The 19,196-nt window shown below is 62.1% G+C and carries 18 protein-coding genes; 9 read left to right on the top strand and 9 right to left on the bottom strand.

The features are described 5' to 3' along the window. Nucleotides 1–30 precede the first annotated feature (30 nt). The 5 genes from B7L71_RS07255 (at nt 31) to B7L71_RS07235 (ending at nt 3,621) form a co-directional block, all read left to right on the top strand. Nucleotides 31–1,446: an RNA polymerase factor sigma-54 gene (locus tag B7L71_RS07255; RefSeq protein ID WP_081137013.1), complete on the top strand. Its 1,416-nt coding sequence runs from the start codon at nt 31–33 to the stop codon at nt 1,444–1,446. Between the two features lie 97 nt (nt 1,447–1,543). Further along, a complete protein-coding gene (gene hpf, locus B7L71_RS07250; RefSeq protein ID WP_016913479.1) occupies nt 1,544–1,852 on the top strand; it encodes a ribosome hibernation-promoting factor, HPF/YfiA family in 309 nt (102 codons plus the stop codon). 4 nt (nt 1,853–1,856) lie between these two features. Beyond that, on the top strand, nt 1,857–2,324 hold the full coding sequence (gene ptsN, locus B7L71_RS07245; RefSeq protein ID WP_039177474.1) for a PTS IIA-like nitrogen regulatory protein PtsN: 468 nt from the start codon (nt 1,857–1,859) through the stop codon (nt 2,322–2,324). 69 nt (nt 2,325–2,393) lie between these two features. After that, entirely contained in the window at nt 2,394–3,326 is a 933-nt protein-coding gene (rapZ, locus tag B7L71_RS07240; RefSeq protein ID WP_081137011.1) for an RNase adapter RapZ, read from the top strand. 25 nt (nt 3,327–3,351) lie between these two features. Continuing rightward, nucleotides 3,352–3,621: an HPr family phosphocarrier protein gene (locus B7L71_RS07235; RefSeq protein ID WP_039177479.1), complete on the top strand. Its 270-nt coding sequence runs from the start codon at nt 3,352–3,354 to the stop codon at nt 3,619–3,621. Between the two features lie 6 nt (nt 3,622–3,627). On the opposite strand, the gene pmbA is transcribed toward B7L71_RS07235, so the two are convergent. Continuing rightward, a complete protein-coding gene (gene pmbA / locus B7L71_RS07230) occupies nt 3,628–4,968 on the bottom strand; it encodes a metalloprotease PmbA (protein ID WP_081137009.1) in 1,341 nt (446 codons plus the stop codon). A 96-nt stretch (nt 4,969–5,064) separates the two neighbouring features. Between pmbA and yjgA the strand changes: the two genes are divergently transcribed. Beyond that, nucleotides 5,065–5,586: a ribosome biogenesis factor YjgA gene (gene yjgA / locus B7L71_RS07225; protein WP_016913474.1), complete on the top strand. Its 522-nt coding sequence runs from the start codon at nt 5,065–5,067 to the stop codon at nt 5,584–5,586. 35 nt (nt 5,587–5,621) lie between these two features. Here the strand turns inward: yjgA and tldD are convergent, their stop codons facing one another. From tldD to B7L71_RS07190, 8 genes are all read right to left on the bottom strand, one after another. After that, on the bottom strand, nt 5,622–7,076 hold the full coding sequence (tldD, locus tag B7L71_RS07220) for a metalloprotease TldD (protein ID WP_039177484.1): 1,455 nt from the start codon (nt 7,074–7,076) through the stop codon (nt 5,622–5,624). Continuing rightward, a complete protein-coding gene (locus B7L71_RS17995; protein ID WP_446497397.1) occupies nt 7,073–8,179 on the bottom strand; it encodes a YhdP family protein in 1,107 nt (368 codons plus the stop codon). The genes tldD and B7L71_RS17995 overlap by 4 nt, the downstream gene beginning before the upstream one ends. Before the next feature lie 11 nt (nt 8,180–8,190). After that, nucleotides 8,191–10,905: a YhdP family phospholipid transporter gene (locus B7L71_RS07215; RefSeq protein WP_446497395.1), complete on the bottom strand. Its 2,715-nt coding sequence runs from the start codon at nt 10,903–10,905 to the stop codon at nt 8,191–8,193. A 47-nt stretch (nt 10,906–10,952) separates the two neighbouring features. Further along, nucleotides 10,953–12,416 carry a ribonuclease G gene (gene rng / locus B7L71_RS07210; RefSeq protein WP_016913471.1) on the bottom strand — a complete coding sequence of 488 codons (1,464 nt, stop codon included), beginning with the start codon at nt 12,414–12,416 and terminating at the stop codon, nt 10,953–10,955. A gap of 75 nt (nt 12,417–12,491) precedes the next feature. Then, a complete protein-coding gene (locus tag B7L71_RS07205) occupies nt 12,492–13,106 on the bottom strand; it encodes a Maf family protein (protein WP_081137007.1) in 615 nt (204 codons plus the stop codon). Then, nucleotides 13,103–13,597 (bottom strand): rod shape-determining protein MreD, encoded by a 495-nt coding sequence (mreD, locus tag B7L71_RS07200; RefSeq protein ID WP_081137005.1) that lies wholly within the window; start codon nt 13,595–13,597, stop codon nt 13,103–13,105. The genes B7L71_RS07205 and mreD overlap by 4 nt, the downstream gene beginning before the upstream one ends. Next, nucleotides 13,597–14,529 (bottom strand): rod shape-determining protein MreC, encoded by a 933-nt coding sequence (gene mreC / locus B7L71_RS07195; RefSeq protein WP_081137003.1) that lies wholly within the window; start codon nt 14,527–14,529, stop codon nt 13,597–13,599. Before mreC ends, mreD begins: the two co-directional genes overlap by 1 nt. Nucleotides 14,530–14,552: 23 nt before the next feature. Continuing rightward, nucleotides 14,553–15,590: a rod shape-determining protein gene (locus B7L71_RS07190; RefSeq protein ID WP_039177500.1), complete on the bottom strand. Its 1,038-nt coding sequence runs from the start codon at nt 15,588–15,590 to the stop codon at nt 14,553–14,555. A 229-nt stretch (nt 15,591–15,819) separates the two neighbouring features. Here B7L71_RS07190 and gatC point away from each other — a divergent pair, with 229 nt between their 5' ends. From gatC to gatB, 3 genes are read left to right on the top strand one after another with little or no spacing between them, the layout of a single operon-like run. Continuing rightward, nucleotides 15,820–16,107 carry an Asp-tRNA(Asn)/Glu-tRNA(Gln) amidotransferase subunit GatC gene (gene gatC / locus B7L71_RS07185; protein WP_016913466.1) on the top strand — a complete coding sequence of 96 codons (288 nt, stop codon included), beginning with the start codon at nt 15,820–15,822 and terminating at the stop codon, nt 16,105–16,107. Between the two features lie 59 nt (nt 16,108–16,166). After that, entirely contained in the window at nt 16,167–17,627 is a 1,461-nt protein-coding gene (gene gatA / locus B7L71_RS07180) for an Asp-tRNA(Asn)/Glu-tRNA(Gln) amidotransferase subunit GatA (RefSeq protein ID WP_081137001.1), read from the top strand. Next, nucleotides 17,627–19,081 carry an Asp-tRNA(Asn)/Glu-tRNA(Gln) amidotransferase subunit GatB gene (gene gatB / locus B7L71_RS07175; RefSeq protein WP_081136999.1) on the top strand — a complete coding sequence of 485 codons (1,455 nt, stop codon included), beginning with the start codon at nt 17,627–17,629 and terminating at the stop codon, nt 19,079–19,081. The genes gatA and gatB overlap by 1 nt, the downstream gene beginning before the upstream one ends. The last annotated feature ends 115 nt before the right edge of the window (nt 19,082–19,196 follow it).

Raw genomic sequence — 19,196 nt, 5'->3', positions numbered from 1 at the left:
GGAGCTTTCTGATTAACGAGTGGTTCTCAGATGGTCATGAAAGCTTCTCTTCAACTGCGCATCGGCACACAGCTGACCATGACACCTCAGCTGCAGCAGGCCATTGCGCTGCTTCAGCTATCGACGCTGGACCTTCGTCAAGAAATTCAGCAGGCGCTGGATGCCAACCCCATGCTCGAGCAGGAAGATGAGTTTGGCGAACAGGCCGTCAGCGAGCCTCAGGAAGCCGAGTGGGCAGACAGCATCCCCAGCGAGCTTTCCGTAGACAGCGACTGGTCCGACACGTATCAGGACATGGGGAGCATGGGCGGCAGCAGCGAAGGCCCGGACTTCGAGCGTCAGGCGGCGGGGCAGAGCCTGCACGGTCACCTGCTTTGGCAATTGGCCATGACCGACTTCTCCTCCCGTGAACATGCCATCGCCGAAAGCCTCATCGATGCGCTGGATGCCAACGGCTACCTGACCCAGCCTCTCAACGACATTCGCGAGGGGCTCAAGGCACAAGGCCACGACGGCCTGAGCCAGCGCGAGGTCGAAAACACCCTGCTGCGCCTTCAGCAGTTCGAACCCACCGGAGTATTTGCCCGTGACCTGCGGGAGTGCCTGATGCTGCAGCTGGCCTCGCTGCCCGAAGACACCCCGCTGCTGATGCCTGCCAAACGCCTGGTACGCCAGTTTCTCGAAGCCCTTGGCAAGGACGACATGCGCTTGCTGAAGCGACGCCTGAGCCTCGACGACGAGCAGTTGGACGATGTCATCCGTTTAATTCGCAGCCTTGACCCCAGGCCTGGAAGCGCCTATGGCATCACCGACGACAGCTATGTCACGCCAGATCTGGTGGTACGCCACGATCACGAGGGCTGGCACCTGGAACTCAACCCGGAAGCGCTGCCCCGACTGCGTATTCAGCCCGACTACGCCAGCCTGATCAAACGCGCCGACAAGAGCCAGGACAACCAGTTTCTGAAAGAGCATCTCCAGGAGGCTCGCTGGCTGATCAAAAGCCTTTCGAGCCGCAACGACACCCTGCTGCGCGTGGGGCGCGAGATCATTGCTCGGCAGATCGGCTTTCTGGAGCATGGCGAAGAAGCCATGAAACCACTGATTCTGGCCGATATCGCCGAAGCGGTGGAGATGCATGAATCGACCATCTCGCGGGTCACTACCCAGAAATACATTCATACCCCGCGCGGGGTGTTCGAGCTCAAGTACTTCTTCTCCAGCCAAGTCAGCGGCCAGGAAGGTGGCGACAGCCATTCCAGCACGGCCATTCGAGCACGCATCAAGAAACTGATTCAGGACGAGCCTCCGGGCAAGCCACTCTCCGACAGCCGTCTGGTCACCCTGCTGGAAGCGGGCGGCATCACCGTGGCCCGCCGCACCGTGGCCAAGTACCGTGAGTCGATGGGTATACCTTCGTCGAGTGAGCGCCGTCGTTTACGCTAGTTAAACGCTCTCGCCCAACAAACTCTCGACGAGGGCTTTGCAATGGCCCAAAAAGGGTTACAATCGAAGTACAGTCCGATGGATAAGGAGCACGTCAATGCAAGTAAACATCACTGGTCATCACGTTGAACTGACTGACGCCTTGCGTGACTACGTAAACGAAAAGCTGGAACGCGTTGAGCGTCACTACGACAACATCACGACCGTCCAGGTCACCTTATCTGTCGAAAAGGAGCGCCAGCAAGCGGCTTGCACGCTGCATGCCGCAGGAGCAGACCTGCATGCGGAAGCGCAGGATAATGACATGTACGCGGCCATTGACGCCCTGGCGGACAAAATCGACCGTCAGCTGGTAAAACACAAGGAAAAAGCACAAGCCCGCGCCCAAGGCGCTGGCGTGCGTTAAACCGATGACGTTGGAAACCATACTCCCCCCGGAGCGCGTGCTGTACGACGTGCCCGGGGGCAGCAAAAAAAGGGTGCTGGAGTTTTTCAGCACCTTTATCGCTCAGAACACGCCCAGCCTGGACAGTCAGGAAGTCTTCAGTCGCCTGATTGGCCGTGAACGGCTGGGCAGCACTGGTATCGGCAATGGCGTAGCCATCCCCCATGCACGCAGTCCTCACTGCAGCACGCCCATTGCTGGCTTTCTCAAGCTAGCCGAGCCCGTCGACTTCGATGCCATCGATGGTGACCCCGTCGATCTGGTGTTCGTGCTGCTGGTACCCGAAGAAGCCGATGATACGCATTTGGCGCTATTGGGTCAGGTCGCCACCATCATGAACGACGCAGCCACACGCCAGCAATTGCGCAATGTCAGCAGCCAGCGTGAACTGCTGACGCTGTTGACCGACAAGATTCGCGAGCAGGCTGCCTAGCGCAGCCTTTGCTGGGCAGCAAGGCCGTCGGTAACCCCCTATTCCTTCTCAAGCCAAGAGAGATGCGCTATGCAGCTGGTGATCATTAGCGGCCGTTCAGGGTCCGGTAAGTCCATCGCCCTACAGGCGCTGGAAGATCTTGGCTATTACGCCATCGACAACCTGCCTGCCATGCTGCTGGGCTCGCTGGTCGATGAACTGCGTCAACAGGGGGGGCGTACTCATTTGGCCGTCAGCATCGATGCGCGCAACTTGCCTACTGCACTGGAACAGTTGCCTGCTCTGCTGGAAGAACTACGCCAGCGTCAGATCCGTTTTCAGGTCATCTACCTGACCACGGACGCTCGCATTCTGCTGGAGCGCTACTCGGCTACCCGTCGGCGCCACCCGCTGACGCGGGATAGCGACATGACCCTGGAAGAGGCCATCAACAAGGAAGAAGAAACCCTGCTCGAGATTCGGGACCTGGCTGACCTGCTGATCGACACGTCGCGTCTTTCGGTACACGACCTACGCCGCCGCATCACCGATCAGGTTGCTCATCAGCGGCGTGACCAGTTGACCCTGACGTTCGAATCTTTCGGCTACAAACGGGGCGTACCCATGGATGCCGATATCGTGTTCGACGTGCGCTGCCTGCCCAACCCCTATTGGGACCCCAGCTTGCGGCAGTTCACCGGACGCGACGCCAACATCAAGGCCTTCTTGAGCGGCTACCCCATCGTCGATGACATGCGTGACGATATTCATGCCTGGCTGGAGAAATGGCTACCTGCTTACCAAAGCAGTCAACGCAGCTATATGACCGTGGCCATTGGCTGTACCGGCGGACAGCATCGCTCTGTCTACATGGTCGAGCAATTAGCGCAATCGCTGGTCAAGCACACTGGCGCTATTCAGCTCAGACACCGGGAATTGGGCTTGCAGTACACGCTGAGCGAATTACCCGCTACCGTCGATGCCGTTTCTTCCACCCCTCCCAGCGACACGACGTCGCCCTGATATCACTCGGCAAAAAGGAACCAGAGTGCCTGAAAGAACCTTAACGCTGACCAACCAACGCGGCCTTCATGCCCGCGCCGCCACCAAACTGGTCAAGTGCGGCCAGCAGTTTTCAGCCCGCATTCACGTGTACAAACAGCAGCAAAAGGCCGATGCGGCCAACATCATGTCGCTGCTGATGCTGGCGGCCCCCTGCGGTACGTCACTCACCATTACCGCAGAAGGTGAAGACGCCGACCAGGCCCTCGATGCCATCCAGGCCCTGTTCGACGCCCGCTTCGACGAGGATCAGTAACCCTCGTCAGCTGCCCGCCACCGTCATGGCGTCCACCAGCCAGCTGCCGGTATGAATGCTGCCACGCGTATCGGTATCATCGCCAATCCCCATCAGGCCAGCGAACATGGTGTTGAGATTGCTGGCAATGGTGAACTCTTCGATGGGGTACTGTACCTCGCCATTCTCCACCCAGAAACCGGCCGCACCGCGAGAGTAGTCACCCGTCACAGCATTGACCCCCTGCCCCATCAGCTCGGTGACCCAAATACCCCGCCCCATCTGCTGCAACAGCTCGTGACGCGGTGTCAGCGGGGCCAACAGACGCAGGTTACGCGCTCCGCCAGCGTTCCCCGTCGACTGCATACCCAGGCGACGCGCGCTGTAGGCAGACAGCATGTAGCTGGCGATCCTGCCCTGCTCGATGAAACGGTTATCTCGGGTCTGCACACCCTCGGCGTCGAAGGGCGAGCTGGCCGTGGCGCCGACTTCCATGGGGCGCTCCTCCAGCCCCATCCACTCCGGGAAAAGCGGGCTGCCCAGGCGATCACACAAGAACGATGCTTCACGATATAACGCCCCGCCCGCCAACGCGCCCATCAGGTGGCCTACCAGGCCTGCGGCCAGGGTTGGGTCGAACAGCACGGGAAACGTACCGGTGGGCGGCTTGCGCGCACCCAGCCGCCGCAGGGTGCGTGCGGCCGCTTCGCGCCCGACGTCCTCCGGGTCACGCAGATGTACGGGATTGCGTGCCGACGTGTAGTCATAGTCGCGCTGCATACCCTTGTCATCCTGGGCGATCAGCATGCAGGACAGCGAATGGCTGCTGCCCTTTTGGGTACCTAGAAAGCCATGGCTATTGGCGTAGACCCGCACGCCCTCGCCACTGGACAACGAGGCACCTTCGGACTGGTGAATACCGTCCACGCTGCGCCCGGCCTGTTCACAGCGCAGCGCCAGCTCGATGGCTTGCTCGGTCGAGAGCGCCCACGGGTGGTGCACCTTGAGATCCGGCAACCGGGTCGCCATCAGCGCAGCGTCTGCCAACCCGGCAGCAGGGTCTTCGCCGGTATAGCGCGCAATTGCCAAGGCCTTTTCCACCGTGGCGCGCAGCGAGGCGCTGCTGGCATCCGTGGAGGAGGCGCTCCCCTTGCGCTGGCCAACGTAGACCGTAATGGCGATTCCCTGGTCACGGGAAAGCTCGACGGTCTCGACCTCGCCGAGCCGTACGCTGACGCCCACCCCCTGGTCGACACTGGCGCCTACTTCAGCGGCATCGGCGCCCAGCGTTTTCGCCAGGCCAAGGGCTTCTTCCGCCCGCTGCGCCAGTAGCGCCTGTTGCGCTGCTGCATCAAATGCCTGTGCCATGTGGTCTCCTTTTCGCCTCAATTGCATTGGCGAATCAATGTTATGGTCGCAGCCTGATATAATGCTGCCGACGAATCCAAATCAGTGAGTGTCTGTATGCCTAAGCAACGCCCCGAGCCCCTCGATATTGACGAGCAGGAAGAGCGTCCCAGTAAATCCCAGCTCAAGCGTGAAATGCATGCTCTTCAGGCGCTTGGCGAAACCTTGATTGCCATGAAACCCGCCGAACGAGCGCGCTTTCCGCTGTCTGACGACATGTTGCGGGCCATCGAGGAAACCTCGCGCATCCGCTCCCATGAAGGCCGCCGCCGCCACATGCAGTACGTGGGCAAGTTGATCCGCAAGGAGGATCTAGCCGCCATCCAGGGGGTATTCGATGCCATCGAGCAAGAGAAAGAGCAGCGCGACCATGCCTTTCATCGACTGGAAAAATGGCGTGATCGGCTGGTCGACGAGGGTGACGACGCCGTCGACCTGTTCCTTGCCGACTACCCCGATGCCGACCGCCAGACCCTGCGTCAGCTGGTGCGTAACGCCCGCAAGGAGCGTGAGCAAGGTAAACCGCCGACCAGCGCGCGCAAGCTGTTCAAGCACTTGCGCGATACGCTGGCGCTCTGACCCCCACACCAACGATGACGAGCTGCGCTGTCTGACTAGCCGGATTGCGTGCCACCGACGGTCAGCTCGTCCAGCTTGAGGGTGGGCTGCCCAACGCCTACCGGCACGCCCTGGCCCTCCTTGCCGCATACCCCAATCCCGGTATCCATGGCCAGGTCATGGCCAATCATGGACACTCGTCCCATCGCCTCAGGGCCATTGCCGATCAGCGTGGCGCCCTTGACTGGCGAGGTGATACGGCCATCTTCGATCAGGTAGGCTTCGCTGGCTGAAAACACGAACTTGCCCGACGTGATATCTACCTGCCCGCCACCGAAGCTGACCGCGTAAAGGCCGCGCTTGACGCTCTTGATGATGTCTTCCGGCGCATCTTGCCCGGCCAGCATCACCGTGTTGGTCATACGTGGCATCGGCAGGTGGGCAAAGGACTCACGCCGCGCGTTCCCGGTTGGCGCCATGTTCATCAATCGCGCGTTCAGCTTGTCCTGCATGTAGCCGGTGAGAATGCCATCCTCGATCAGAGGGGTGTACTGGCCCGGCGTGCCCTCGTCATCGACGCTGAGCGCCCCGCGGCTATCCATGACCGTGGCATCGTCTACCACAGTGACGCCCTTGGCCGCCACGCGCTGGCCCATTCGCCCGGCGAAGGCCGAGCTGCCCTTGCGATTGAAGTCACCCTCCAGGCCGTGCCCGACCGCCTCGTGCAAGAGGATGCCAGGCCATCCAGCGCCAAGCACCACGGGCATCTGTCCAGCAGGTGCATCCACCGCTTCCAGGTTGACAAGCGCCTGACGCACGGCCTCTTGGGCATAGCGCTCGGCCACCCCCTCATCGCGCAGGCGAGCCATGGAGTAGCGCCCACCGCCACCGGCGCTACCCCGCTCCCGACGGCCATTCTTGGCCGCGATCACGCTGACATTGAAACGTACCAGCGGTCGCACGTCCGCCGCCAGGGTACCGTCGCTAGCGCGCACCAGCACGACTTCGTAGGTGCCGGACAGCGAGGCACTGACCTGGCTGATGCTGGGGTCGGCAGCGCGCGCGACGCGGTCGGCCTGCTTCAGCATGGCCACCTTCTCCTCGGCGCTCAGCCCTGCCAGCGGGTCGATACCTGCATAGCGCGCCGCTGCGCTTACCGGCACGACACGCTGGCCAGGCAACTGCTTGCCACTGCGCACGATGCCCGACGCGGTGCGTCCGGTATCCATCAGAGCATCGGCAGTAATCTGGTTGGAGTAGGCAAAGCCGGTTTTTTCGCCGGCCAGCGCCCGCACACCGACCCCGCCATCGATGTTGTAACTCGCTTCCTTGACCTCACCGTCTTCCAGCACCCACCCCTCCTGCCAGGTGCGCTGAAAGTAAAGGTCAGCATAATCGATGCCTGCCCCCATGGCGTAGCCAAGGCCCGTATCCAGGGCTTCCAGATCGAGACCACCCGGCGTTAGCAAAATGGAAATTGCAGACTCTATATCGCTTGTGTGTGCGGTCATTGAGGGCCTTCTAAAGTAACCTGCGGCGAGGTCCAAGGACCTCGCACGCGATAATGAATGGTGGTGGCCTGCGCCAGTGCATCACCAAAAAGTCGGTCGGCAATGAAGAGCGCCCCGCCGACGATAGGGGCACCCACCGCGAGTGCCGCGATAGGCAGACCTTGGCTCACCGGCAGTGTGACGCCAAGACGCTGATCGAGTTCGCGCTGCAAGAGGTTAACATTTCCTGCCAGCGTAAAGGTCGTGGCAGGGGCATCAATTTGTAGGGGGCCACGCAGCAATAGCTGCCCCTGGGCCACGTCCGCCGTGCCATGCACCCGATCGAACGCCGTTCCCTGCCCGGTGACATCCGAAAAATCCAACCGCAGCCTGCGCAGAATGTTATCGAAGTTGAGCAGCCCCACCAGCCGAGCAGGTGCCGAGTCGAGCATCACGAAGCGCCCGTCACGAATATCCGTGCTCAGTTCTCCACCTGCGCGGGCCAGCGTAAACTGCCAAGGTGCCCCCGGCCAGGCAAGCTCAGCGGCAACGTTGGTGGTACGGCTGCGCATGGCCACGGGTTGGCTCAGGCGCTCCAGGGCGGTGCCCAGATCGCCGCCCTGAATCGTCAGGTCAGCTCGGGTGCGACTGCTCACCGGATTACCCTCCCAATGCAGCTCCCCACGCGCTGAGAGCTGCCCCAGGGTCAGGCCCACCGGCGCAATGGAAAGCCCCTGAGCGCTGGTCTGCCAATAAGCGGTCAGGGGGCCATAAAGCCCGTCACCCACATTGAGCTCGGCCAGTCGCAGCCGTCCATTGGGTACGGATGCCAGCCAATCGGGGATAGCGGCTGGGGCGGCGTATTCGGTAGTGATCTCGTCGACCCAGGAACCCGGCGTGGGCACCTCTCTCGATGACGCCTTGCTCGCGGCCTCTTCGCTGGGCAAATCAAGCAAACGGTCAGCGGCCAGATAGCTCACTACCACGTCCAGTGGGCGCGACTCCCGTGGCTGATAGTGCACACGACCGGAGAGCAGCTCACCGTTGATTTGCAGCTGTGCCCGATCCGTCTCGGCGCTACCGTAAGCCGTCATGGCGCCCAGACACTCGTCGCGATAACGCAAGCAGGAGGTTCTCAGCACGGCTTCGAGGGTCGGCAACGCCCCGGACGTCGGCGCCCCCCCGCCCCCTTGTCGAACAGCGGCGACAAGGCCTGCTGCCAGGCCAAGGGGTCAATGGTGTTTAGCGATGCATCGATTTTCCAGCCTGGCTGCTGGGGCCATTCCACCAACGGTGCCACGCTGCCCAGCGCGACCTCGCCCATCACACCTTCTGGCTCTCTGAGCGCCAGACGCATGGCCAGCAGATCAGCCATCCGCACCTCTCCTCTGGCACTGGAAAAATCAGCGCGCACCCGTAACGGCCAGGGCTGCTCGGCGCGTTTATCGAACGGCTCGGGCAGCTGACTGCTCAGCCCAACCAGCTGGCTTTGCACACTCAAGGTCGGGGTGTCTTCCCAGTTCACCACGCCTTCCCAGGCCGTGCGCCCGCGCAGCACCTCTTGTGCCGTGTCCGGCATGCCCGCCAGCGCCCAGAGCGCCGCGCTATCCACCTCACCACTGAGCCGCACCCGCTGCTGATCTTCATCAAAGTCGGCGCGGATTCCCCCGCCTTGCCAACGCCCCTGCAGATTGCCCAGCAGCGCCCGCTGCTCGCCCGACTGCTGCCAGCTCACCTCGCCTTCGACCTGGCGCAGTGACACAGGCATCGGTGGGTAGCGCACGACCTCCAGAGAAGGCACCACGTTGATATCCAGCGACAGCCCTTCTGGATGCTCCAAAGGCACCACCGCCGCCAGGCTGCCGTCGACCACGCCTTCAGCGCTGAGCTCGTCGAGCGGCAACTCGCCCGCTTCTGGCATGGCCTTGAGAAAGCGCAACAGCGAGGCACCATCGCTGTGCAATTGCCCCGACAGCCGCAGCATGTTGTCTTCACCCAGCTGGACGGCTCCATCAGACAGCTGGACCCCTTGACTCTGGGCACTCGCCACCTGCGCCTTCAGCTCTCCCCCCTGCCATATCAAGCGGCCATCGATCTCTTCCAGCAGCGGCCAACCGTCAGCTATCGGCAAGTAGCCCTCGCGCACCAGCAGTGCCAGCGTGGCAGAGAATGGCGGCGCGCTACCGGGCTCTCCAAACGGCAGACTCATTTTGAGCGCCCCCTGCGGCACTCGGCCACCGATGTCTTTTTGCAACCATTCCCGCAGCGCCGGCTCGAAGGCGCCAAGCGGCAGCCATTGGCCTAACGGGCGCTCGACGGCATCGACATTCTCAAAGGCGAGGTCGAGCCCAAACTGACCACGCTGCTGCCCCGTAATCAGGCCGAAGCCGCCCGCGATACGCGCACCATCCCAATCGACGTGCAGCTCACGCCCGCTGATCATGGTCCGTGGCCCATCGTAAACCCACTCCACCACACCTTCGGCGTGCCCCAGCTGCATGGGCGCGTCGAACAGCTGGGGAAAATAGAGTTCGCTGCTACCCGCACTGCTGAAAGTCACCCGGCCGCGCAGGTCACGCGCCTGCACCCAGGCATCCAGCGGGCCACCGCCCGGCGCTTGCTGCCACGGGTCGACCGCCACGTTGGTCAAGGCGGCATCGACGCCCCAACGTCCTTTCCGCTGCCCCAGCCGCAGCCCCTGCACCTGCCCCCTGGGAGCCAGGGTTTGCAGCACCCGCGTCAGCGACTCGGGTAACAGGGCGTACTCGCGCCAGGCGGCCAGCGAGGCCAATTCGAAGGCACTGGTACGCAGCTCCCAACGGCCCGGCTCATGGGCCAGGTACCAGTGGTAAGGCAAGGCAGGGCCGTCACTGATGCCCTCTGGCTGGGCCCACTCGACGCTTTCTGCGTTGCCGCTCAGCCAGGCCTCACCGCCCTCCCCGTTGCGCTGCCACTGCCCGGAGGCCTGGATGTTGCGCAACACGGCGTACTCCACGTCTCGGCGCAGCGTCAGCTCGGGCATATCGACCGCCAACCGCGCATCCTCCAGACGCCCTTCCCGCCAACGCCCCCACAATTGAACTTGACCGCCCACCTGCTCCAGATAGGGCATCTGCTCTGGACGAAACAGCGCCGCCAGCACCACCAGGTGATCCAATTGCATATTCATCTGCAGGGCCGCCGAAAAATCACTCAAGCCACGCGCACCGGGCTGCATCTCGGCGCCCATAGTGATGGCCGGCAGCGCCGAGGCTGCCTGGGCGGGGTCTTCCACCACCGTCAGCTCGCCAGAGAGCCGCGTCCGGCGCTCATCGCCATCCAGCACCAGCGAGGGTGCATGCAATAGCACCGTCTGCTCACGCCCATGCAGCAGCACGCGGCTGTTGTCTACCCACAGACGCTGCCGGAGCAACAACCCTGCCCAGGCGTCGATCAACGCCAGATCGATATCCGGCTGCGGGGCCATGCCCAAGGGAAGCCTGGCGGGCGCCGGCCATCCCCAGGTGGTTCCAGGGGTTTGATAGAGGTGGAACTCGAGGCCCGCCATGCGGGCATCGCTGAAAATGGGTGCCCAATGGCGCAGGCTCGCCAAACCATCCAGGCGTAAATGCACGCGCTCGACGGCAGCCAGCGGGTCGCCTTGAGGGGTATCGATACGCAGGTCTTCGAGCAGGAAACGCAGATCATTGCGCGCCAACGAGAGCGATACTTGCCCGATACTCACCGGCGCACCGATTCTGGCTTCCAGCACGGCTTCGATGCGTGGCGCGAGCGCATCACCCTGGCTGACAGCCACGCGCAGCGTCACCAGCAGCAGCGCCAGCAGACCCAATAGGACTGCCAGCGTCACGAGTCCAGCGCGCAGCAAAAAGCGGGGGAAAGGGCTTAGCGCAGCCATCACATTAATACGATGTCGTACTGCTCTTGGGAGTAGTGCGCCTCGACCTGAAAGCGAATGGTTTTGTTGATGAAGGTTTCCAGGTCAGCCACGGCCGCCGACTCCTCATCCAACAAACGATCCACCACCGGCTGAGAGGCCAGCACCATGTAGGTTTCTGCGCTGTAGGCACGCTCTTCACGGAGGATTTCGCGGAAGATTTCGTAGCAGATGGTTTCGGGGGTCTTCAAGGTACCCCGGCCCGCACAGGTCGGGCAGGCCTCGCACAGGGTTTGTTCGAGGCTTTCCCGCGTACGCTTACGGGTCAGCTGCACCAGCCCCAGCTCGGTTACCCCGGTACATTTGGTTTTTGCATGGTCACGCTCCAGCGCCTTTTCCAATACGCGGAGCACCTGACGCTGATGCTCGACATCCACCATGTCGATGAAGTCGATAATGATGATACCGCCCAGGTTGCGCAGCCGTAGCTGACGGGCAATGGCCGTCGCGGCTTCCAGGTTGGTCTTGAAAATGGTCTCTTCCAGATTGCGATGCCCAACGTACCCACCGGTATTGACATCAATGGTGGTCATGGCCTCGGTAGGATCGATGACCAGATACCCACCAGACTTGAGCTGCACCTTGCGCCCCAGGGCTTTCTGAATCTCGTCTTCGACGCTGTAGAGATCAAAAATCGGTCGCTCGCCCGGGTAGTACTCGATACGGTCCACCGCATCAGGCATGAACTCTTCGGCAAACTCGACCAGCTTGATGAAGTTTTCCCGGGAGTCGATGCGTACTTTTTCGATATCATCGCACATAACGTCACGCAGGGTGCGCATGAACAGCGGCAAGTCGTCGTAGATCACGCTAGGCGGGGAAGCGGTGATCTTGCGCTCGCTGACCTTGCGCCAGATACGCAGCAGAAAGTACATGTCGCTGGCCAGCTCTTCATCGCCCACGCCTTCTGCCGCCGTGCGCACGATGAAGCCACCCGTCACGTCGATGGTCTGTTCTGCGATGCTCTTGTCCAGCAGCGCTTTCAGCCGCTCACGCTCGCGTTCGTCTTCGATACGCTGGGAAACGCCATGGTGAGGCGAGTCCGGCATGTAGACCAGGTAACGCGAAGGAATCGAGAGATGGGTAGTCAGCCGCGCCCCTTTCGTGCCGATAGGGTCCTTGGTGACCTGCACGACCAGCGCCTGGCCTTCGTGCAGCAACTGCCCGATGGTCTGCTGCTCATCGCTGGGGGTGCCGGGCGGCATCACTTCATGGGCATGGATGAAGGCGGCGCGTTCAAGGCCAATATCGACAAAGGCAGCCTGCATGCCAGGCAGTACGCGAACCACTTTGCCTTTGTAGATATTACCCACGATCCCACGGCGACGAGAACGCTCGATGAGCGCCTCCTGCAGCACGCCATTCTCCACCAGCGCAACGCGGGTCTCCATGGGCGTCAAATTGATGAGGACTTCACCGCTCATGCACAATTCCTTATTGAATATCCGGTTCCTTGCCAGCGCAGCGGTCGTCGCTAGGTGCCAGTGCGGGCCCAATCGCTACGTTGGATATCGGCCCGCCCAGACGGGCACTCCCTGCTGGACAAGCAAGCGCGTGGTTTCAAATAGCGGCAGCCCCACGACGGCAGAGTGGCTGCCCTGAATCTCTTCGACGAACACCGACGCAAGCCCCTGTATGGCATAGCCACCGGCCTTGTCCACGGGCTCCCCGGTCTGCCAGTAACAGGCGATCTCCTCGCGGCTCAATGAGCGCATGGTGACATGCGTGGTGACACAGCATGAGAGTATACCCAGCGGCCCACTCACCGCCACTGCCGTCAGCACTTGATGCGTGCCCCCTGAAAGCCGCCTCAGCATCTCGGCAGCGTGCTGCTGGTCCCGAGGCTTGCCCAGAATCTCGCCTGCTACCACGACTGCCGTGTCCGAGCCGAGCACCGGCAAGTGCGTTCGGCCCAGGGCCGCGCTGGCCTTGGCGATGGCCAGTCGCTCCACATACGCCAAGGCCGACTCATCGGCCAGCGGCGTTTCATCAATATCGCTGGGCAGCACACTGACAGGCACGCCAATCGACGCCAGCAGCGCCTTGCGACGCGGCGACGCAGACGCCAGACAGAGCACCGGCGGGGAGGATGCGCCGCAAATCACCTCGCTCATGATCCACTGCTCATCATACGCCGCTCCAGAGCCACCAGCATGGTGGCCAGCCAGGGCCACAGCAACGCGCTCATCAGCGAGGGAATCAGGAAAGAGAGGTGGATCGAAAACTCGCCGGTCAAGGTACGCAACCACTGCTCGACCAGCTGCACCAGCCCCAGCAGCACCAGCACCAGCACGGCCTGCTGCACCAGCGAGTAAGCGCGAAAACGTGGATAGACCATGGCAGCCAGAAACGCCAACAGCGACAAGATGAGCGCGTGTTGGCCCAGCGCGGTCCCTTCGATCAGGTCCAGCAGCAGACCCACCACGAAGCCGTGAAAGACCCCCACTCGATCCGGTGAGCGCATGCTCCAGTAGATGAGCATCAAGCCAACCCACTCGGGGCGAAACACCTGCCAGCCATCCGCCAAGGGCATGACCTGCAAGCATAGGGCCAACAACAGGCTAAGCCAAACGGCCAACAACGGCACAACGGGAACCCTGGCCATCAAGGCGCCTCCTGTGAATGAGACTCAGCCAGACGCTGAGCGGCATGCACTGCCTGCGCCGAGATATCCATGGACTCATCCCAGTCAGACGCGTCGAACTCTTCGCGGGGCGTTGGAAATAGCATCAGGAAATGCCGCGAGCGCTGCAGCTGTGCAGCAGGCTCGGCCATGACACGAGCAAAAGGCTGGCCGGGGTCGTGATACACCTCGGTGACGCGCGCCACGGGATACCCTGGCGGAAAACGGCCCGCCAACCCGGAGGTGGTCAACAAATCCCCTTCACGAATGTCGGCGGTATCCGGCACGTGCAGCACGCTGACGCTGCCATAGCGCCCAGTGCCTTGCACGATGAAACGCAGGCCGTTTCGATTGACCTGAACCGGCAAGGCATGACTTGCATCCACCAGCAGCAGCACACGGCTGGAGTAGGCCGATACCGCGGTCACCTGCCCCACCAGCCCAGAGGCATCGATCACCGGCTGCCCGACGTAGGCGCCATTACGATGCCCTCGGTCGACCACCATTTGATGAGTAAAGGGGTCATTGTCCAGCGACAGCAATTCGGCCGTGATATAAGGAATCTCACGACGCTCGGCCGCCTTAAGCAGCGTGCGCAGTTCGGCGTTTTCGGCGGTCAGGTTGGCGAGCCGCTGCCCACGATGGGACAGCGTCAGGATCTGCTCACGCAGGCGGCGATTCTCATCCACCAGTGCTTGCTGGTCAGAGAGCGCCAGCGCCCCCCAGTTCAAGACGTCGCTGGGCACGCTCACCACCCACTGAATGGGGGCAACGACCATGGTCATCTGGGCGCGAATATCTTCCATGCGCGTGAAACGCTGGTCGACAAACATCAGCACGCTTGCCGCCAGCACACAGAAGAAAAGCCGGTAACCGGGTAACGGCCCGTGTGAAAACAGCGGTTTAATAGGCAATCCCCCGCGTCAAACCGCTGCGATCAATCGCTCGACAGTAACTCAAAGGTATGCTGGTCAATCATCTCCAGCGCCTTGCCACCGCCACGCGCCACGCAGGTCAGCGGATCTTCGGCCACGATGACCGGCAGGCCCGTCTCTTCGGCGATCAGCTTGTCGAGGTCACGCAGCAGCGCGCCACCGCCGGTCAGCACCAGGCCGCGTTCAGCGATGTCCGAGGCAAGCTCGGGGGGCGACTGCTCCAGCGCGCTCTTGACGGCAGATACGATAGAGCCCAGCGTTTCCTGGAGCGCCTCGAGAATCTCGTGGGAGTTGAGCGTGAAGCTTCGCGGGATGCCCTCTGCCAGGTTACGGCCGCGCACGTCGATCTCGCGCAGCTCGCCACCCGGGTAGGCACACCCGATCTCTTCCTTGATGCGCTCGGCCGTGGCTTCGCCGATCAGGCTACCGTAATGGCGGCGCACGTACGCGGTGATCGCCTCGTCAAAACGGTCACCGCCTACGCGGATCGATTCGGAATAGACTACCCCGTTGAGTGAGATGATGGCGATCTCGGTGGTACCGCCACCAATGTCCACCACCATCGACCCCTGCGCTTCTTCTACCGGCAGGCCTGCGCCGATGGCCGCAGCCATGGGTTCTTCGATCAGGAAGACTTCCCGGGCACCCGCCCCTTCGGCGGACTCACGGATGGCGCGGCGCTCCACCTGGGTCGACATGCAAGGCACGCAGACCAGCACACGCGGGCTGGGCGTCAGAAACGTGCTCTGATGCACCTTGCGAATGAAGTGCTGGAGCATCTGCTCGGTAACGGTAAAGTCGGCAATGACGCCGTCCTTCATGGGTCGAATGGCCGTGATATTGCCAGGCGTGCGACCGAGCATACGCTTCGCGTCGGCGCCGACCGAAGCCACGCTGCGCATGCTACCGGATTGGCGGATGGCGACTACGGACGGTTCATCGAGCACGATGCCACGACCGCGTACATAAATCAGTGTGTTGGCCGTACCCAAGTCGATCGACAGATCGCTGGAAAACAGCCCCCTCAAACGTTTGAACATGGATGTTGTTACCTAGTGCAGACCGGGAACCCTGTGCGGATGCAAACGGTATCACCGCAACCCCTTGGCAGCAAGCACGAGTCGTGCCCAATAGTGCCCGAGGGGGGCAATATGTGGTACCTTTTGCGGCTATTTTCCACGTCTGTTCCACAAGACGAATTTAAGATGACCGTATGTATACCGCTCAAAGCGGAATATGTTCCATCACGTTTGCGAGGAAACCTCGATCATGGCGCTTGAAGAATCTCATGTGCGCCGGGCCGCACATCTGGCCCGACTCGCCGTCAGCGATGACCAAGCCAGTGGCTTCGTCGACGATCTCAGCCGCATTCTGGACATGGTCGACCAGCTCCAGAGCGTGGATACCGAAGGCGTGGCGCCACTGGCCCACCCGCTGGATGCCACGCAGCGCCTGCGCGCCGACGAAGTCACCGAAACCAATCAGCGCGACGCTTTTCAGCGCTGTGCTCCGGCAGTGGAAAACGGCCTGTATCTGGTGCCTCGCGTGGTTGAATAACCGCCGCACCCCGCTCGTTTCTGCTTATTTCATTCGCCCCCGAACGGAGCTTCCGGGTCATGCACGATAAAACCGTAACGCAGCTCGCCGCCGCCCTGGACAGCGGTGAACTCTCCAGCCGAGAGCTGACCTCCCACTTTCTGCAGCGCATCGAAAAAGCCGATGGCAAGCTCAACAGCTTCATCACGGTGACCGCCGAGCAGGCGCTGAACCAGGCCGAAGCCGCCGACCAGGCACGCGCGGCAGGCAAGGCGAGCAAGCTGGCTGGTATCCCCTTGGCGCTGAAAGACATTTTCTGCACCCAGGGCGTCAAGACCACCTGCGGCTCCAAAATGCTCGATAATTTCATCGCGCCTTACGATGCCACCGTGGTGGAAAAGCTGGCGGCCGCTGGCACCATCAGTCTCGGCAAGACCAATATGGACGAGTTCGCCATGGGCTCGTCCAACGAAAACAGCCACTATGGCGCGGTCAAGAACCCCTGGGACCTGACGGCAGTCCCCGGCGGCAGCTCCGGCGGTAGCGCGGCGGCGGTAGCGGCAGGGCTAGTACCTGCGGCCATGGGCACCGACACCGGCGGCTCCATTCGTCAGCCGGCCGCGTTCTGCGGCATCACCGGATTGAAGCCCACCTATGGGCGCGTCTCCCGTTACGGCATGATTGCCTACGCCTCCAGCCTCGACCAGGCAGGCCCGATGGCACGCACGGCTGAAGATTGTGCCCTGCTGCTCAACGTGATTGCCGGGCACGACCTGCGCGACTCCACCAGCGTCGCCCGTGGCGTGCCTGACTACACCGAAACCCTCAACGCGCCGCTGTCAGGCCTGAAAATCGGTCTGCCCAGGGAGTATTTTGGCGACGGCCTCGACCCGGGCGTCGAGCAAGCCGTGCGTGACGCCATCAAGGTCTACGAATCGCTGGGTGCCACGGTGCGCGAAGTCAGCCTGCCGCACACGCACTACGCCATCCCGGCCTATTACGTGATTGCCCCCGCCGAAGCTTCCTCCAACCTGTCGCGCTTCGACGGCGTGCGCTTTGGCCACCGCTGCAAGGCGCCTGCCGACCTGATCGATCTTTACACCCGCTCGCGGGCCGAAGGGTTTGGCGAGGAGGTCAAGCGGCGTATCCTGATTGGCACCCACACTCTGTCGGAAGGCTTCTTCGACGCTTATTACACCAAGGCCCAGAAGGTGCGTCGCCTGATTCGTCAGGACTTCCTCGACGCCTTCGAAGATGTCGATGTGCTGATGGGACCCGCATCGCCCACGCCCGCCTTCGACCTGGGCGCGAAGAAGGACCCGGTGTCGATGTACCTGCAGGATATCTACACCATTGCCGTGAACCTGGCGGGCATTCCCGGCATCAGCGTTCCGGCGGGCTTTGCGGGCGGCCGCCCGGTGGGCCTGCAAATTCTCGGCACGCACTTTGCCGAAGCGCAGCTGCTCAACGTCGCTCACCAGTTCCAGCAAGCCACCGACTGGCATCTCAAACTGCCTGCCTTTGCCGAGGAGAACGCCTGATGCAATGGGAAACCGTGATTGGGCTCGAGGTCCACGTTCAGCTTGCAACGCGTTCCAAGATATTTTCCGGCGCCTCGACGGCGTTTGGCGCCGAGCCGAACACCCAGGCCTGCGCCGTTGATCTGGGCCTACCTGGCGTACTGCCCGTCTTGAACGAACAGGCGGTCGCCATGGCCGTTCAGTTCGGCCTGGCCGTCCATGCCGAGATCCCGGAAGTATCGGTCTTCGACCGCAAGAACTACTTCTACCCTGACTTGCCCAAGGGTTACCAGACCAGCCAGATGTATCACCCCATCGTGGGCGCTGGCGAGGTGGAAATCACCCTGGACGACGACACCACCAAGCGCATCCGCATCCACCATGCCCACCTGGAAGAGGACGCAGGCAAGTCGCTGCACGAAGACTTCCACGGCATGACCGGCATCGACCTGAACCGCGCAGGCACCCCGCTGCTGGAGATCGTCTCCGAACCGGACATGCGCAGCGCCAAGGAAGCGGCGGCCTATCTGAAGGCCATCCACTCCATCGTGACCTACCTGGGCATTTCCGACGGCAACATGGCCGAAGGCTCGATGCGCTGTGATGTCAACGTCTCGGTGCGCCCCAAAGGCCAGGAAGCGTTCGGCACGCGTGCGGAAATCAAGAATGTCAACTCGTTCCGCTTCGTGGAGCGCGCCATTGCCTTCGAAGTCGAGCGTCAGATCGAGCTGATCGAAGATGGCGGCAGCGTGGTGCAGGAAACCCGCCTGTACGACCCGGAGCGCGATGAGACCCGCAGCATGCGCACCAAGGAAGAAGCCAACGATTACCGCTACTTCCCCTGCCCCGACCTGCTGCCCGTGGTCCTCGATGAAGCGTACCTGGAGCATCTGCGCAGCCAGTTGCCGGAACTGCCTGCCGACAAGCGCGCTCGTTTCCAGGACGCGCTGGGGCTATCGGCTTACGATGCCAGCGTACTCTCGGCCAGCCGCGAAATGGCGGAGTTCTTCGAGGAAGTCCACCGGGTGTGCGGCGATGCCAAACAGGCGGCCAACTGGGTTCAGGGCGAGCTGTCCGGCGCCTTGAACCGGGAAAACCTGAGCATTCAGAACAGCCCCGTCTCGGCCCAGCAGCTGGGCGAAGTGGTACGCCGCGTGCTCGATGGGACCATCAACGGCAAGGCCGCCAAGCAGGTCTTCCAGGCACTGTGGAATGGCCAGGGGGAGAGCGCCGATGCCATCATCGATGCCAAAGGGCTGAAGCAGGTGACCGACACTGGCGCCATCGAAGGCATGATCGATCAGGTCATCGCCGAGAGCCCGGCCCAAGTCGCCCAGTACCGCGATTCGGAGCCCGAGAAGCGCGGCAAGATGATCGGCTACTTCGTGGGCCAGGTCATGAAGGCCTCTCGCGGCACCGCCAATCCTCAACAAGTGAACGACCTGCTCAAGACCAAGCTGGACGCTCTGCTGTAACGCACGCCCATTGCCAGCGCATCAACATGAGCGGCTGCTTCGGCAGCCGCTTTGCGTGGCGAGGGACTCGCTCAGCTATTTTCAACAGCTATTCTCTACAGCTACTCTCTACAAC

This window comes from Halomonas sp. BC2 (assembly GCF_002078115.1).
Classification (GTDB): Bacteria; Pseudomonadota; Gammaproteobacteria; order Pseudomonadales; family Halomonadaceae; genus Vreelandella; species Vreelandella stevensii.
Note: the sequence above shows the minus strand (reverse complement) of the source record. Positions and strands in the feature narration are given on the sequence as shown.

Bases quoted from the DNA above. Each gene is read 5' to 3' on its own strand.
- B7L71_RS07255 (WP_081137013.1), top strand. From the start codon at position 31: ATGGTCATGAAAGCTTCTCTTCAACTGCGCATCGGCACACAGCTGACC.
- B7L71_RS07205 (WP_081137007.1), bottom strand. From the start codon at position 13,106: ATGAGCGAGGTGATTTGCGGCGCATCCTCCCCGCCGGTGCTCTGTCTG.
- yjgA (WP_016913474.1), top strand. From the start codon at position 5,065: ATGCCTAAGCAACGCCCCGAGCCCCTCGATATTGACGAGCAGGAAGAG.
- pmbA (WP_081137009.1), bottom strand. From the start codon at position 4,968: ATGGCACAGGCATTTGATGCAGCAGCGCAACAGGCGCTACTGGCGCAG.
- mreD (WP_081137005.1), bottom strand. From the start codon at position 13,597: ATGGCCAGGGTTCCCGTTGTGCCGTTGTTGGCCGTTTGGCTTAGCCTG.
- tldD (WP_039177484.1), bottom strand. From the start codon at position 7,076: ATGACCGCACACACAAGCGATATAGAGTCTGCAATTTCCATTTTGCTA.
- rapZ (WP_081137011.1), top strand. From the start codon at position 2,394: ATGCAGCTGGTGATCATTAGCGGCCGTTCAGGGTCCGGTAAGTCCATC.
- gatC (WP_016913466.1), top strand. From the start codon at position 15,820: ATGGCGCTTGAAGAATCTCATGTGCGCCGGGCCGCACATCTGGCCCGA.
- gatB (WP_081136999.1), top strand. From the start codon at position 17,627: ATGCAATGGGAAACCGTGATTGGGCTCGAGGTCCACGTTCAGCTTGCA.
- rng (WP_016913471.1), bottom strand. From the start codon at position 12,416: ATGAGCGGTGAAGTCCTCATCAATTTGACGCCCATGGAGACCCGCGTT.
- ptsN (WP_039177474.1), top strand. From the start codon at position 1,857: ATGACGTTGGAAACCATACTCCCCCCGGAGCGCGTGCTGTACGACGTG.
- B7L71_RS07190 (WP_039177500.1), bottom strand. From the start codon at position 15,590: ATGTTCAAACGTTTGAGGGGGCTGTTTTCCAGCGATCTGTCGATCGAC.
- hpf (WP_016913479.1), top strand. From the start codon at position 1,544: ATGCAAGTAAACATCACTGGTCATCACGTTGAACTGACTGACGCCTTG.
- gatA (WP_081137001.1), top strand. From the start codon at position 16,167: ATGCACGATAAAACCGTAACGCAGCTCGCCGCCGCCCTGGACAGCGGT.